Below are 14,338 nucleotides of genomic sequence, written 5' to 3'. Positions count from 1 at the left end.
GGGATGCGCTTTACGTTAGCGAGGACAACAAGAACGTCAGGCCCGGGTTACCGGGCCTGACGTTTCTTACTTCGATATTAGGAACTTGATGATGACCATGCCGAAAAAAACAACCGCCATAAATGTAGTCATTCCGAAAAAGCCGTTCATCAAATCGCCAAGATCATTGCGGGGCTCTTCATTAACATGCTCCCGCGGGTCGCGTATCCGCACATTGACATCCATAGTTTGACCTCCTCGCCGAAATGGCCAATCGTTTTGATTGCAGGAGTATGAGTTAAGTCATTGACATATAATGCGCTTTCTTTAAGTATACTCAAGTCCCTGGCAAGTTGTAAAGATGATCAGAACCTTAGTGATACGAAAGGGGGCAGATAGGACGGAAAACCTGAAATGGTACATCTTTTTGTCCATATGAGTTAGCCAGGGGGGAACACGCCTGCAAACATACAGTTTTTGGGCACGCTCAACGTCACAATTAGTCCGGACAGCCCGAAATTCCTGCGCAATGGCAGGATTTTTCTGTTGGCCGACGTTTTCTTATAGAAAAAACTGCACATTGGCTGTTTTGCCAGCCAGAGTAGCCGTTTCAAGCGAACATGGCTTGACGCGCCAGGTTCACCATAATAGGGACAGGTATTACCCTACAAAAGTCACTTCGATTCTCTTGCTCCAACTGTGCGGACGATTATTACCTGGTGCCACATTTGTCGATCGTTCAATTTAGTGTTGAAGCCAATTCCGTATAAATCTTTAAGCGATTGTTTTTGAAATTTGAAGCTTTCGTTTGATAGAACTTTTAAATTTGGGGAATAACCGGTAATGTGACATTTCACATATACTAGACAAATATGTTATAATGAAAGTGTGTCGATAAAAAGTAATCTGGTTATCATATTACATGAAGGCATATAATATTGCTGGGTCTTACGAAGCGGGCTTCAATTGAAGCTTTTTCTCTTCGCATAACTGATGAAAGCCTAAGCGGAATAATCCGCTGTGCAGAAACCATCATATATTACGAAGCGATTTCTACTTCGCAAACCCCTTTAAGGAGGAACATTATCATGGCAATTGTTAACGTGTCTGACCAATCCTTTAACAATGAGGTTCAAGGTCAGGGTACTGTTGTAGTAGACTTCTGGGCACCTTGGTGCGGGCCTTGCAAAATGCTTGCTCCAATTCTGGATGAATTGTCCACCGAGCTTGGAGACGGCGTGAAGATTGCGAAACTGAACGTGGATGAAAATCCGGAGACAGCTTCCCGTTTCGGCGTTATGAGCATTCCGACTCTGATCTTTTTTAAAGACGGCCAGCCTGTCGATAAAGTGGTCGGTCTGAACTCCAAAGAATCGCTGAAAAACATCGTAGCCAAACACCAATAATTTTAATACCGCATTGTCCGGGCCTTTGGCCCTGCCCAGCGCCTTCGGTTCAAACCGGAGGCGCTTTGTGCGCTATGAATAAGCGAATCCCGCAGGGAGAGCGGGCGTCCGCACGCATGAAGAGAAATACGCCGAAGCACGAAGTAAAGCGACTCACGCAGGGAGAGCGGGTCGCTGCACGCATGAAGAGAAATACGCCGAACCGCGAAGTAAAGCGAATCCCGCAGGGAGAGCGGGCGTCCGCACGTATTGTGGGCAAGCGCCAGGACGTGCCGCATGAAAGGTCCCGAGGCCGCCGCCCGTCAGGGCGGGGCCGAGAAGGGACCGCTTGATTCAAACCAGGTCACCACCCCAGGCTCAGCGTCGCTCATTCGCCCATTTCCGGGTGTCCAGAGGGCGGAGCCCTTGGGGTCCTCCCCCTTGGGGAGGATTGAGGAGGGGAAAACCACGTGGATTACATGGACAACATCAGGGGCAAGCTGGCGCTGCTGCCGGACCTGCCCGGATGCTATCTGATGAAGAACGAAGAAGGCACGATCATCTATGTAGGAAAAGCGAAGGTGCTGAAGAACCGGGTCCGCTCTTATTTTACGGGCAGCCATAACGGGAAGACCCAGCGGCTGGTTGCGGATATTCGCGATTTTGAATATATAGTCACGGCCAGCAACATGGAAGCGCTCATTCTGGAGTGCAACCTGATTAAGAAGCATATGCCGCGCTACAACGTGCAGCTTAAAGACGACAAGACCTTCCCCTACATCAAAATTACGAATGAACGGCATCCGCGCCTTGAAGTGACGCGCCGGGTGCTCAAAGATAAAGCAAAATATTTCGGACCGTATCCGAACGCCTACGCCGCTCAACAGACGAAGAAGCTGCTTGACCGGATGTATCCCCTGCGTAAATGCGGAGCGATGCCGAAGGAGGTATGCCTGTATTACCATATGGGCCAGTGCCTCGCCCCGTGCGAGAAGGAAGTGTCCAAATCCGACTACGAAGAGATTACTCAGAGCATTTCGACCTTTCTGGGCGGCGGGCATGAAGCGGTCAAGAAGGATCTTCAGCAAAAAATGCAGGAGGCCGCGGAGGAGCTTTATTTTGAACGGGCCAAGGAACTGAGGGATCAAATCAACTATATCGAAGCCCTGATGGAGAAGCAGAACATTAATACAGCGGACACGAAGGACCGCGACGTATTCGGATATGCCGTGGATAAAGGCTGGATGTGCGTGCAGATTCTCTACATGAGACAGGGAAAAATGATCCAGCGCCACTCGTCCAGCTTTCCGTTCTACGGAGAGGCTTTCAGCGACTTCATGTCATATGTGACGCAGTATTACAGTGAGAATCCGGCGCTGCCGCAGGAGATTTTGCTGCCCGAAGCGCTGCTCATGGAAGGCTCGGCGTCCGTACTTCCACCGGAGCCTGCGGACGGCGGAGCCGCGCCAGTGGACGGCTCCGCTGCTGCAGACAGCGAAGAAGTACCGGTCCGAGCGGCTGGCAAGGCTGCAGCGGCTGCAGCCGATACCTCAGCCTACGGAGGCAGGCCGGCGGACGACACTTTTGACGGGGCCGATGAAGACCCAGCAGGGGAAGAGGAAGCGCCGGAAACGGCCGCCGAGACAGCGCAGTACGCCGCCGCAGCTGTGGAAGCTGCCGCAGCCGGCGTGGTGGATGCCGCCGGCGGAGCGGCGGCGCTGCAGCAGTGGCTGGGCGTCAAGGTCTTAGTGCCGCAGCGCGGACTCAAGAAGAAGATGGTCCGCATGGCCTGCGAGAACGGGCGCGTGGCGCTCGAAGAGAAGTTCCGCCTGATCGAGCGGGATGAAGAGCGTACCTCCGGCGCGGCGCTCGGCCTCGGGCAGAGTCTGGGACTTAAGAGTCTCAGCCGGATCGAGGCGTTCGACAACTCGAACATCCAGGGGGCGAATCCCGTATCGGCCATGGTCGTGTTCATCGACGGAAAGCCGGCGAAGAAGGAGTACCGCAAATACAAGGTGCGTACCGTACAAGGGCCTGACGACTATGAGACAATGCGCGAGGTCATCCGCCGCCGCTATGAGCGGGTGCTGAAAGAGGATCTGCCCCGGCCGGACCTGATCGTCGTGGACGGCGGCAGAGGCCAAATTTCCGCTGCTGTCGATATTCTGGAGAACGAGCTGGGCCTGTTCATCCCGGTCTGCGGCCTCGTCAAAGACGCCAAGCACAAGACCGCGGAGCTGCTGGTCGGCGACCCGCCGGAGCCGGTTCATCTTGCTCGGGACAGCGAGGAGTTTTATCTTCTCCAGCGCATTCAGGACGAAGTGCACCGCTTCGCGATTACTTTCCACCGCGAGCAGCGCGGCAAGTCGATGGTCACATCGCGGCTTGACGCCATCCCGGGAATCGGCGAGAAACGGCGGAAGCTGCTGCTCAAGCATTTCGGGTCGCTGAAGAAAATCAAAGAAGCGACGGTCGAGGATTTCCGCCCCCTGTCCATCGGCGACAAGCTCGCCCGGCAGATTCTGGAGGCGCTGAGAGACGAAGAAAAGGTATAGGCGGCGGTTGATTGACGAAAGGTATTTTCCACTTATTTGCATATCATATGCACCCGAGCTTAAATGTCTTCTATTACTAAATAAACAGCCCGAGAGCGGATGCTCCCGGGCTGTTGCTTAATCATCTGTATTGGGTCCGAAGCCCGCCAAGTGAGAAGGCACGGCAGTTAAATCGTATGCTCCGGTACCGGACCAGGCTCCGGACCAGGGTCCGGGGACTGCGGCCCCCGCTCTTTGCCCGGCGGATTGAACAGATACACAATGTAGCCGACGAGAAGCGGTGCAACAATCGTAATGACACCGGCGATCACATTCACCGGCTCCCGCATGAAGATCAGGGTGATGCCCATCAGAACGCTGTCGAACACGACATGGCTGAACATGACGGCAATAAAGCCGTACCGCAGAAAAATATAACTGAACAGCAGGCCGATCACCGTCAGTTCGATTGGGCGGGAGCTGATCGGATAGATCGGATAGAGGGTATGTCCGAACGCCCAGATAAGGGTCGTAATCAGGCTGGCGAGCAGGGTGCTGCGCACGATTTTTTTCAGCATCCGGATGCCGAACAGGCGATACACCGCTTCCTCGGAAAGTCCGGCCAGCCACGCCACGATCGGCAGCAGCCAGGCATAACGCATATTGTAGGGGGACTGGGAATCATCCGTCGTCGACCAGTTATGCAGCGTGTACTGCAAAATAATGAACATCAGCGTCTGCACGCCGAGCAGCACGAACGCCCAAATATATCCGGCATAGACGCTATCCATGAGGTATCTTCCATAGCCCGGCTCTTTGGCACGGGGCCATGGATTGAGCCTCTCCTCCTTCCGCCACAGGCCGTTTCCGCCGACCAGCGAGAAGTAGAGCAGCGCGGACATCAGCAGACTGTACAGCGTATAAATGATGAACATGACGATGGTCGTGATCCGGTCAACCGTGGCTGTGCCGGTCGTTTCGGGCAGCATATTGTAAGTGCTGATCATCATAATGACAAAATGGGCGATACTTAAAAAGACGCCGCGCGCAAAAGAAGTGTGTTTCCGGCGGAGAATACTGTAGATTAACGCCAGAACGCCAAGCGCGAAAGTAGGAAGCCCGTAACCGAACAGTGTAAAGCGGGTGGCGCTCTTCACTTGCGATTCTACATAGTCGGTATGCCACTCCGGCGCGGAAAATCCGGGCTTGAAGTACGATACTTCCTCTGCGGTAAACTTGAAAGCATAGCGCAGCGGAGTTTCCCCGACTTTGACCGAGCTGTCGGTATAGATCAGGCCGTAGCTGCCGGTAGAAGGAAAATTCCGTTCCAGCCGCGAAGGGTCGGCTCCCCACTTCTTCAACCACGGTTCAGCCAGCCGTTCCTTCTCCTGCGGGGTTAGCGAAGCGTCGCTGACGATGTCTTCACTCTCATCCTTGCCGGTGAGGACAGCTTCCGTCTCGTTCGCTTGCTTTCCGGCTCCAGCTGGGACCCGGGTGAAGCCGGCCGTCTCGCCGGTATACATATTCAGATCGACCGCCAGATTTGCCCATTTATCCTCCTGGGAATCTAGGGAAGCATGGAAGGTGTCGTATGGATAGCGGCGGTCCAGTTTTCTTTTGCTGTAATCCTCCAGCAGGCTTTTCCGGGACATGTAGCCGTAAAAAGAGGAATCCGACGTATAAGTGACGATCCAATGATCGCCGGGTTCCGGTATGTATCCAAGCTGTTCTGCTGCAAAGCGGACCGCCTTCTCGCGGGCCTCCAATTTGCTGATCGCCGGCTCATTGCCGTAGCCTTCCTGAATAAGTGAGGGGACGATCTGGAACATAACAAACAAGATCAGACCGGCGAGGCCTGCGAGAACAAGTCTTTTGGAGATGGGCCGTTGATGCAAGGGTTGGCCGACGGGATTCATGAAACGCCTCCTTGGATATATGATTTCTAAAACCGTATAGCTATTTAAAAATATCACAGCCGGGATACGAAAAGCCATTTTTTAGGCTGTAAACAGTGGAATCCACTGAAAAAAACGGTGAAATTGCAAACTAAATTTGATACGATCGCCTAAGAACAATCTATGAAGAACAAACGCATTTTATGGATGGGGTGACGGATATGGCTTCACAAACATCAAAGGTTTCCGAGTATCGCTGGCTGAAGCTGTCTCCGCCCCAAATACTGGTGATCGGCTTTGCCGTCATCATATTGATCGGCGCCCTTCTGCTCATGCTGCCGGTCTCGCTGGCCCCGGGGAACACAATCGCGTTTCTGGATGCGGTATTTACGTCCACATCGGCTACCTGCGTTACCGGATTGGTCGTGCATGATACGGGGACGTTCTTCTCGGCCTTCGGACAAGTTGTCCTCATGCTGCTGATTCAGGTCGGCGGCCTAGGCTTCATGTCGATGGCGACCTTGTTCGCTCTGGTATTCCGCCGGCGCATCTCCCTGCGGGAGCGGCTGGTGCTGCAGGAAGCGATGAATCAGAGCACCATGGAAGGCATCGTCCGGCTGATCCGCAGCGTCCTGATCTATTCGCTGGTTATCGAAGCCTGCGGCGCGCTGCTCCTTACGGTCCGCTGGGCTTTTGATATGCCGCTTGGACGCGCCGCTTTCTTCGGGGTATTCCATGCCGTCTCGATGTTTAACAACGCGGGCTTCGATCTGTTCGGCGGGTATCGCAGTCTGACCGGCTACGCTGATGACCCGGTTGTGAACATAGTGGTCATGTTCCTGATCGTCTCCGGCGGCATCGGCTTTATCGTTATGTCGGACATTATGGACTACCCGCGTAAACGCAAGCTCTCGCTGCACAGCAAGGTTGTACTGTCCATGACCGCCGCGCTGATCGTGACGGGCGCCGTTGTTCTTTTTATATTCGAGTTTACGAATCCGCGTACCTTGGGCTCGCTCGGCTGGGGCGGAAAAATATGGGGAGCCCTCTTCCAATCCGTCACCCCGCGAACGGCCGGCGCCAACACGCTGGATATGCCGGGTCTTAGGCAGGCCTCGCAGTTTTTTATTGTTATTCTGATGTTCATCGGAGCTTCTCCCGGCTCAACAGGGGGCGGTATCAAGACGACTACGTTTACAATTATGATCGGCGCGGTGATTGCAATGCTGCGCGGCAGAAATGATATCGTGCTGTTCCGCTACCGTCTTGCCCAGGAACGGGTGTTCAAGGCGCTGACGATTACCCTGCTGGCCCTGCTGCTGATCGTCGCTGTCTCGATGGTGCTGTCGACTACGGAGGAGGAGCCCTTTTTGAATCTGCTGTTCGAGACGACATCGGCCTTTGCTACGGTGGGGCTCAGTCTGGGGGTTACGCCGGATCTGTCCGTGGTAGGCAAAATCCTTATCTGTCTCACTATGTTCGCCGGCAGGCTTGGCGTATTGACGCTGGCCTATGCGCTGGGACCGAAAAAGGGCAAGGAATTGTATCGTTACCCGGAAGGCAAAATGATTATCGGATAAGGGGATAACGGGAATGAAAGCACAGCAATTTGTAATCATCGGCCTTGGCCGCTTTGGAGCCAGTCTGGCGCTTGAACTGATGGCAATGGGGTATGAGGTGCTCGGTATCGACCACAACGAGGAACGGGTGGAGGAGATGACCGACAAGCTGACGCATGCAGTCATGGCGGACGCTACGGACGAGGGTGTGATGCGGTCGCTGGGCGTTCGGAACCTGGACTGCGGCATCGTGGCAATTGGAGACAATATGGAGCGCAGCATCCTTACCGCCATCCTCCTGAAAGAATTGGGTGTCAAAATGGTGGTAGCAAAGGCGATCTCCATCCTGCACGGACGCGCTTTGGAGAAGCTGGGAGTGGACCGGGTCATTTTTCCGGAGCGGGATATGGGGGTCCGTGTAGCGCATCAGTTGGTGACTCCGCATCTGCTCGATTACATCGAGCTGTCCAAGGAATACAAAATCGTCGAGCTGACCGTTCCATCCTGCATGGACGGCAAAAGTCTCGCCGAGATCAATACCCGCGCCAAGTATGGCTGCAGCATCATTGCGCTTAACCGAGGGGGCGGGGTTATCGTCGCTCCGACCTCTCATGACCATGTCAATGAGGGAGATATCATGGTTGTGATCGGCTCCAACGAGAGCATCGACCAATTTGAGGAGGAAGCGGTGAACCGCGAGGAAGCCGAGGCCTGATCGTCCATTTAGCGGCTGACAAAAGCACAGTGAGCCAGCCCTGCCGGAATTAATCAGTCTGGTGCTCGTTCTCCATTTCCTCCGGAAATCCCCATGCTGACCTATTCTCAGCAGACAAACCGATGAGAAAGACTCTCTAAGGCCGATGGCAGGCCGAAAGAGAGTCTTTTTCTCGCATGTTAGCGCCGGAGCCGCAGATCCGCTTTATTGTTTATCGCGGATTTCTTCGGTCATCTGTCCAATCAACTCCGCCAGGCTTCGGGAACCGAGATCGCCTTCGCCCCGTTTTCTCACGGACACATTGCCGGAGGACAACTCGTTCTCGCCGAGAATGAGCATATACGGCGTTCTTTGCAGCTGGGCTTCGCGGATTTTGTAGCCCAGCTTCTCGTCTCTAAGGTCCATGTCGGCGCGGATACCGGCGTCTTCCAGCGACTTCTTCACCTCGCAGGCATATCCGCTAAACTTCTCCGAAACAGGCAGAATCTTGGCCTGAACCGGCGCTAGCCAGAGCGGGAAGGCACCTGCGTAATGCTCGGTGATAATTCCCATGAACCGGTCAAGCGACCCGTACACGGCGCGGTGGATGACGACCGGACGATGCTTCTGGCTATCTTCACCGATATAGGAGAGATCGAATTTCTCAGGCATCTGGAAATCAAGCTGGATGGTCCCGCACTGCCAGCTCCGTTTCAGCGCGTCGAGGATATGAAAATCAATCTTCGGACCGTAGAATGCCCCGTCTCCTTCATTCAGGCGGTATGGAATGCCGCTGGCCTCCAGACACTTTCGCAAAGCCTGTTCCGCTTCGTTCCACAGCTCTTCGGAGCCCATGGAATCTTCCGGCCGCGTCGACAGCTCGACAGTGTACTGGAAGCCGAAGACCTGGTAAATATGGTCGATCATTTCTATGATGCGGCCAATCTCCTCCTCGATCTGCTCCGGCAGCACGAACAGGTGCGCGTCATCCTGGCAGAAGGTGCGGACCCGCATCATCCCGCCGAGCGCTCCGGACAGCTCATGGCGGTGCACCTGTCCGAATTCCGACAGCCGGATGGGCAGTTCACGGTAGGAATGCAGATTATTCTTGTAAACAAGCATATGGCCCGGGCAGTTCATCGGTTTGAGGGCATATTTTGTTTCATCCACATTGGTAAAATACATATTGTCCTTGTAGTGATCCCAATGCCCGGACTGCTCCCACAGCCGGTTATTCATCATCAGCGGCGTGCGCACTTCGTTATAGCCCCGCTGTATTTGCAATTCCCGCGCAAAATTCTCCAGCTCGTTACGAATCGTCATCCCGTTCGGCAGATAAAAAGGCATTCCCGGCGCTTCCTCGGAGAACATGAACAGTTCGAGCTCCTTTCCGAGCTTGCGGTGGTCGCGCTTTTTGGCTTCCTCAAGGAACAGCAGATGCTCATCCAGCTGCGATTTTTTCGGAAACGCGGTTCCGTAAATGCGCTGAAGCATCTTATTGCCGGAGTCTCCCCGCCAGTAAGCCCCCGCCACGCTTAGCAGCTTGAATGCCTTGATACGGCCTGTCGACGGAAGATGGGGCCCGCGGCACAGATCGGAGAATTCGCCCTGCTCGTAGATGCTGATAACAGCATCCTGGGGCAGATCCGCGATCAATTCCAGCTTGAGCGGCTCATCGAGCTCTTCGAATATGCGAACGGCTTCGTCGCGGCTGACAACCCGGTGTACGATGGGGAGATCCTCTTTGATCACGTTCTCCATCTCTTGCTCGATTGCCGCAAGATCGCTGTCAGTCAGCGGCTTCTCTATATCGACGTCGTAATAGAATCCATCTTCGATCACCGGCCCGATACCGAGCTTGACCGCTTGGGGGCCGTATATGCGTTTAATGGCCTGGGCCATAATATGCGCTGCGGTGTGTCTGTAGATTTCCATTCCTGCTGTGCTGTCCAGCATAACCAGCCGCAGGAGGCTGTCATGATCGATCGGTTCACTCAGATCCGCTGGCTTCCCGTTGAGCAATCCTGCTACGGCCTGTTTTTTCAGTCCCGTACTGATGGACCCCGCCACTTGTTCAATTGTCGTGCCTTGCGGGTACCTCCTTATTGCGCCATCCGGTAAAGTTACTTTGATTTCCATCTGTCCAGCCTCCATTTCTCGATTATTTTGGGAAAACACAAAAAACGCAGCTCATCCACAAAGGGACGAGTGCGTTTAAGCTCGTGGTTCCACCCTGATTCGACCTGCGGCGCGCTTCGCTCCGGCTACTGCCGGACACTGCCGCTGCAAGTCCTCATTGGTATCCGGTAACGGGGATAATGCGGTGCCGCATACTGCCGTGAAACCTAAGCTGTCGGTTCATGGGTTCAGCGTCACGGCTGCAAAGGGGTAATTTACGCATCCGGTTGCCGAAGAAGCTTTCAGCCTGAGCTTCTCTCTCTGGACGGCCCGTGAAGGAAATCATGTCTTTGGTCATTGCCTGATGGGATGTTAAATTGGATGGATATTACATTACCCCAGGTTTTAAGGTCAAGTCAAGCATAAATTTAAAGAGCGGCCGGCCTTCCCTCATGAAACACTTCTTCCGTCACTCGCACCAGACTCCGCGCCGCCGCGCTTAAATCACCGGTATCGCGGTATATCAGACAGGTGGTCCGCTGGGTCAGTTCCAGCTCCTTGATATGCAGGGAGACAAGTCCCCCTCCCGACAGCAGCTCCGGCCGAAGATAGGAATTGGGCAGCAGCGCCGCCGCCTTGATCGTTGGGAGCAGCCGGATAATCGCCTCGAAAGAGTCGATCTCCATACGGATATCCGGCTGCACGCCGCTGCGCTGGAACAGGTCGTCCGTCATGCGGCGGTACCAGGTTCCCTTGGAGAACAGGATCATCGGCAGACCCGTCAGATGCTCCATCTCAAGCCTGGGCAGCCCGGCGAGCGGGTGATGTTCTGTGATGACGAGCCGCAACTGGTCGTCGAACAACGAAATGCAGCGCAGGCCGGATTCCGCAGTGGCGGAAGCGATCAGGCCGACCTCCGACCGTCCTTCCTGAACCGAGGTAACGATCTCATGTGTCTTGCCTGTAATCAGCTTCAACTCGGCGGCGGGATATTTCTCCATGTATGCGTTTACGAGAGGCGGCAAAGTGGTCTGAATCGTAGTCAGACTGGCTCCCAGCGTAACGGACAGCGGCTCGCCCTGTTTGAATCTGGCGATCGCCTCCAGGAATTTAAAGCGCTGCTGCCGCTGCTCCAGAGCATAGGTATATGCCAGCCGCCCGACCTCGGTCAGCTCGAGCCTTTTGCCATAGCGGTTAAACAGTGTGACACCGAGCCGCTCCTCCAGTTTGGAGATTTTGCGCGAGAGGGCAGGCTGTGACAAATTTAGTTGACGGGAAGCGCGGTTGAGGCTGGACTGCTCTACAACAACGGCAAAAATATCAAGGTCGTCAAACATCGCTGCACTCCTTCCGGCTGCTCATGATCGGACAAATCTCCCTTTTTCCAGGGACTTATGCAAATATTTTATAACGTATAATAATTAGATTGCAATTCCCTTATAAGCTGAAAAAGAGTAACATACAAAGTGACACAAGATATTCACAATTTGTAAAAAATGAAGCAAAGCCTTATCAGGAGCGAAGCGGTGAAAAAGAAAAGGTTATTCGGCCCGAACGGGCCGTCAATTCCCTGTTTCAACTACCGGCCCGAAGGTGTATGCTCATTAATGAAAACGCTGTTTTATTCGGAAAGGGGACACGGCAATATGAGAGGCTTCTACTCCAGAAAGATTCATTCCTTGCTCGGTGTAATTCCGCTCGCGTTCTTTTTCATCGAGCACATGCTGACGAATTTCTCGGCGGTGGAGAAGGGTGCTGCCGGCTTCAAAGACAGTGTGCTGTGGCTGAACAGCCTGCCGCTCGTCTTCTTCCTGGAATTATTGTTCATCTGGCTTCCCCTGCTGTACCATGGTGTCTACGGGCTGTATATCGCCTATCAGTCGAAGCCGAACCTGAACCGCTACAATGTTGAACGCAACTGGCGTTATACGCTTCAGCGGGTCAGCGGTATCGTCACTTTTATTTTTATCGTGTGGCATTTGTACGAAACCCGGGTGCAGGTGGCGCTCGGCAACGTTACGCATGAAGAGCTCGGCGGAGTGATGCATGATATCGTTACACAGCCGTGGTGGCTTGCCTTCTATATCGTCGGCATCGTTGCGGCCTGCTTCCATTTTGCCAATGGGCTGTGGTCTTTCCTTGTAAGTTGGGGCATCACGATCGGTCCCCGTTCGCAGCGGGTATCGTCCTATATATGCATGGGCCTGTTTGTCCTGGTGACGTTCATGTTCCTGCTGTCGCTCGTCACGTTCCGTGACAGCGAATTCAAGACCGCTGAGGCTATTGTCCAAACCGTAAATACTGTCATCCAATAAGGGAGTGAACCTGTCATGGCAACAGCCGATATCATTATCGTGGGCGGCGGCTTGGCCGGCCTGATGGCTACCATCAAGGCGGCGGAGGCCGGCGTTCATGTGCATCTGTTCTCGCTCGTTCCGGTCAAAAGATCGCACTCGGTCTGCGCACAGGGCGGCATCAACGGCGCCGTCAACACGAAGGGCGAAGGCGACTCGCCGTGGGTGCATTTTGACGACACCGTATATGGCGGGGATTTTCTCGCTAACCAGCCTCCGGTCAAGGCGATGTGCGAGGCGGCTCCCGGCATTATCCACCTCATGGACCGTATGGGCGTCATGTTCAACCGCACGCCGGAGGGACTGCTCGACTTCCGCCGGTTTGGCGGCACGAAGCATCACCGCACCGCCTATGCGGGCGCAACGACGGGTCAGCAGCTCTTGTACGCGCTTGATGAGCAGGTGCGCCGCTGGGAGGTCGAAGGCTTTGTAACGAAGCATGAGAACTGGGAATTTCTCTCCGCTGTGATCGACGACGAAGGTGTCTGCCGCGGCATCTGCGCCCAGGATTTGCGCACGATGGCAATTGAGACGTTCCCGGCGGACGCGGTCATTCTGGCGAGCGGCGGTCCGGGGATTATTTTCGGCAAGACGACCAACTCGGTCATCAACACTGGGACGGCCGCAAGCGCCGTGTACCAGCAGGGCGTACATTACGCGAATGGGGAGTTCATCCAGATTCATCCAACGGCCATTCCGGGCGACGACAAACTGCGGCTGATGAGCGAATCGGCGCGCGGCGAAGGGGGACGCATTTGGACTTATAAGGACGGCAAGCCGTGGTACTTCCTTGAGGAAAAATATCCGGCCTACGGCAACCTGGTGCCGCGCGATATCGCCACCCGCGAAATCTTCAACGTCTGCGTCGATCAGGGGCTCGGCATTAACGGCGAGAACATGGTCTATCTGGACCTGTCGCATAAAGATCCGAAGGAGCTGGACGTCAAGCTCGGAGGCATCATCGAGATTTACGAGAAATTCATGGGCGACGATCCGCGCAAAATCCCGATGAAAATCTTCCCCGCGGTCCACTACTCCATGGGCGGCATGTGGGTGGATTACAACCAGATGACGAATATTCCCGGCCTGTTTGCGGCGGGCGAATGCGAATACCAATATCACGGAGCTAACCGGCTGGGCGCAAACTCGCTGGTGTCGGCCATTTTCGGCGGCATGGTGTCGGGGCCAAAGGCTGTGGAATATATTAAGGGGCTTAAAAAATCGGTGCAGGACGTATCCTCTTCCGTATTCGACGGTTCCCGGGGTGTGCAGCAAGACAAATACGAATCGCTGCTTGGCATGAGCGGCATGGAGAACGCCTATGTCCTCCATAAGGAGCTGGGCGAGTGGATGACCGCCAACATGACGGTGGTCCGTCATAACGTGAAGCTTGAGGCGACCATAGGTAAAATCAAGGAACTGAAGGAGCGCTACTCTAACATCAACATGAGCGACACCTCACGCTGGAACAATCAGGGCGTCGCCTTTACCCGTCAGCTGTGGAACATGCTGGAGCTGGCGGAGGCGATGACGCTGGGCGCGCTGCTGCGCAACGAAAGCCGGGGCGCGCATTATAAACCGGAATTTCCGAAGCGCAATGACGAAGAGTTCCTGAAGACGACCAAGGCATCCTGGACACCGGACGGGCCGAGGATTGCGTACGAAGACGTCGATGTGTCGCTGATTCCTCCGCGGGTCCGCGACTACTCCAAGGAAAAATAACCGGCCCTGCGCCGATGCGATCCAAACGAAGTCCACGCTTCCGAAGCCAGTTTTGCGAAGTGATTCATAGCAGCTTATGCTATCAAAACTTTTAGGAG

The 14,338-nt window shown here is 54.6% G+C and carries 11 protein-coding genes; 7 read left to right on the top strand and 4 right to left on the bottom strand.

The features are described 5' to 3' along the window. Positions 1 to 66: 66 nt before the first annotated feature. Entirely contained in the window at positions 67 to 225 is a 159-nt protein-coding gene (locus PDUR_RS28915; RefSeq protein WP_156130551.1) for a YqzM family protein, read from the bottom strand. A gap of 842 nt (positions 226 to 1,067) precedes the next feature. Here PDUR_RS28915 and trxA point away from each other — a divergent pair. The 3 genes from trxA to uvrC all read left to right on the top strand — a co-directional run bounded on the left by trxA (position 1,068) and on the right by uvrC (position 3,919). Then, positions 1,068 to 1,385 (top strand): thioredoxin, encoded by a 318-nt coding sequence (trxA, locus tag PDUR_RS21075; RefSeq protein WP_025688833.1) that lies wholly within the window; start codon positions 1,068 to 1,070, stop codon positions 1,383 to 1,385. Positions 1,386 to 1,459: 74 nt separating this feature from the next. Continuing rightward, positions 1,460 to 1,717 (top strand): hypothetical protein, encoded by a 258-nt coding sequence (locus tag PDUR_RS21070; RefSeq protein ID WP_042208061.1) that lies wholly within the window; start codon positions 1,460 to 1,462, stop codon positions 1,715 to 1,717. Between the two features lie 126 nt (positions 1,718 to 1,843). Next, positions 1,844 to 3,919 (top strand): excinuclease ABC subunit UvrC, encoded by a 2,076-nt coding sequence (gene uvrC, locus PDUR_RS21065; RefSeq protein ID WP_042209579.1) that lies wholly within the window; start codon positions 1,844 to 1,846, stop codon positions 3,917 to 3,919. A gap of 167 nt (positions 3,920 to 4,086) precedes the next feature. On the opposite strand, the gene PDUR_RS21060 is transcribed toward uvrC, so the two are convergent. Beyond that, on the bottom strand, positions 4,087 to 5,814 hold the full coding sequence (locus PDUR_RS21060; protein ID WP_042208060.1) for a type II CAAX endopeptidase family protein: 1,728 nt from the start codon (positions 5,812 to 5,814) through the stop codon (positions 4,087 to 4,089). 200 nt (positions 5,815 to 6,014) lie between these two features. Between PDUR_RS21060 and PDUR_RS21055 the strand changes: the two genes are divergently transcribed. Together PDUR_RS21055 and PDUR_RS21050 are read left to right on the top strand one after the other, a co-directional pair. Beyond that, positions 6,015 to 7,373 carry a TrkH family potassium uptake protein gene (locus PDUR_RS21055; protein ID WP_042209577.1) on the top strand — a complete coding sequence of 453 codons (1,359 nt, stop codon included), beginning with the start codon at positions 6,015 to 6,017 and terminating at the stop codon, positions 7,371 to 7,373. 13 nt (positions 7,374 to 7,386) lie between these two features. After that, positions 7,387 to 8,067, top strand: coding sequence for a potassium channel family protein (locus PDUR_RS21050; protein WP_042208059.1), 681 nt, complete (start codon positions 7,387 to 7,389; stop codon positions 8,065 to 8,067). 204 nt (positions 8,068 to 8,271) lie between these two features. Here PDUR_RS21050 and thrS read toward each other — a convergent pair whose 3' ends face one another. Further along, positions 8,272 to 10,185, bottom strand: a complete 1,914-nt coding sequence (gene thrS, locus PDUR_RS21045) for a threonine--tRNA ligase (RefSeq protein ID WP_042208058.1) — start codon at positions 10,183 to 10,185, stop codon at positions 8,272 to 8,274. Between the two features lie 407 nt (positions 10,186 to 10,592). Further along, the gene (locus PDUR_RS21040) at positions 10,593 to 11,501 is read right to left on the bottom strand and encodes a LysR family transcriptional regulator (protein ID WP_042208057.1); all 909 of its coding nucleotides are present in this window, start codon (positions 11,499 to 11,501) and stop codon (positions 10,593 to 10,595) included. A gap of 309 nt (positions 11,502 to 11,810) precedes the next feature. Between PDUR_RS21040 and PDUR_RS21035 the strand changes: the two genes are divergently transcribed. Then, the gene (locus tag PDUR_RS21035; protein WP_042209576.1) at positions 11,811 to 12,479 is read left to right on the top strand and encodes a succinate dehydrogenase cytochrome b558 subunit; all 669 of its coding nucleotides are present in this window, start codon (positions 11,811 to 11,813) and stop codon (positions 12,477 to 12,479) included. 15 nt (positions 12,480 to 12,494) lie between these two features. Then, entirely contained in the window at positions 12,495 to 14,240 is a 1,746-nt protein-coding gene (gene sdhA, locus PDUR_RS21030) for a succinate dehydrogenase flavoprotein subunit (protein WP_042208056.1), read from the top strand. Positions 14,241 to 14,338 lie beyond the last annotated feature (98 nt).

The organism is Paenibacillus durus (assembly GCF_000756615.1).
Lineage (GTDB): Bacteria > Bacillota > Bacilli > Paenibacillales > Paenibacillaceae > Paenibacillus_AQ > Paenibacillus_AQ durus.
The sequence above is the reverse complement of the archived record's forward strand: the minus strand, read 5'-3'. Positions and strand labels throughout refer to the sequence as shown.

Coding starts and splice junctions, on each gene's coding strand:
- PDUR_RS28915 (WP_156130551.1), bottom strand. CDS start 225: ATGGATGTCAATGTGCGGATACGCGACCCGCGGGAGCATGTTAATGAA.
- trxA (WP_025688833.1), top strand. CDS start 1,068: ATGGCAATTGTTAACGTGTCTGACCAATCCTTTAACAATGAGGTTCAA.
- PDUR_RS21070 (WP_042208061.1), top strand. CDS start 1,460: ATGAATAAGCGAATCCCGCAGGGAGAGCGGGCGTCCGCACGCATGAAG.
- uvrC (WP_042209579.1), top strand. CDS start 1,844: ATGGACAACATCAGGGGCAAGCTGGCGCTGCTGCCGGACCTGCCCGGA.
- PDUR_RS21060 (WP_042208060.1), bottom strand. CDS start 5,814: ATGAATCCCGTCGGCCAACCCTTGCATCAACGGCCCATCTCCAAAAGA.
- PDUR_RS21055 (WP_042209577.1), top strand. CDS start 6,015: ATGGCTTCACAAACATCAAAGGTTTCCGAGTATCGCTGGCTGAAGCTG.
- PDUR_RS21050 (WP_042208059.1), top strand. CDS start 7,387: ATGAAAGCACAGCAATTTGTAATCATCGGCCTTGGCCGCTTTGGAGCC.
- thrS (WP_042208058.1), bottom strand. CDS start 10,185: ATGGAAATCAAAGTAACTTTACCGGATGGCGCAATAAGGAGGTACCCG.
- PDUR_RS21040 (WP_042208057.1), bottom strand. CDS start 11,501: ATGTTTGACGACCTTGATATTTTTGCCGTTGTTGTAGAGCAGTCCAGC.
- PDUR_RS21035 (WP_042209576.1), top strand. CDS start 11,811: ATGAGAGGCTTCTACTCCAGAAAGATTCATTCCTTGCTCGGTGTAATT.
- sdhA (WP_042208056.1), top strand. CDS start 12,495: ATGGCAACAGCCGATATCATTATCGTGGGCGGCGGCTTGGCCGGCCTG.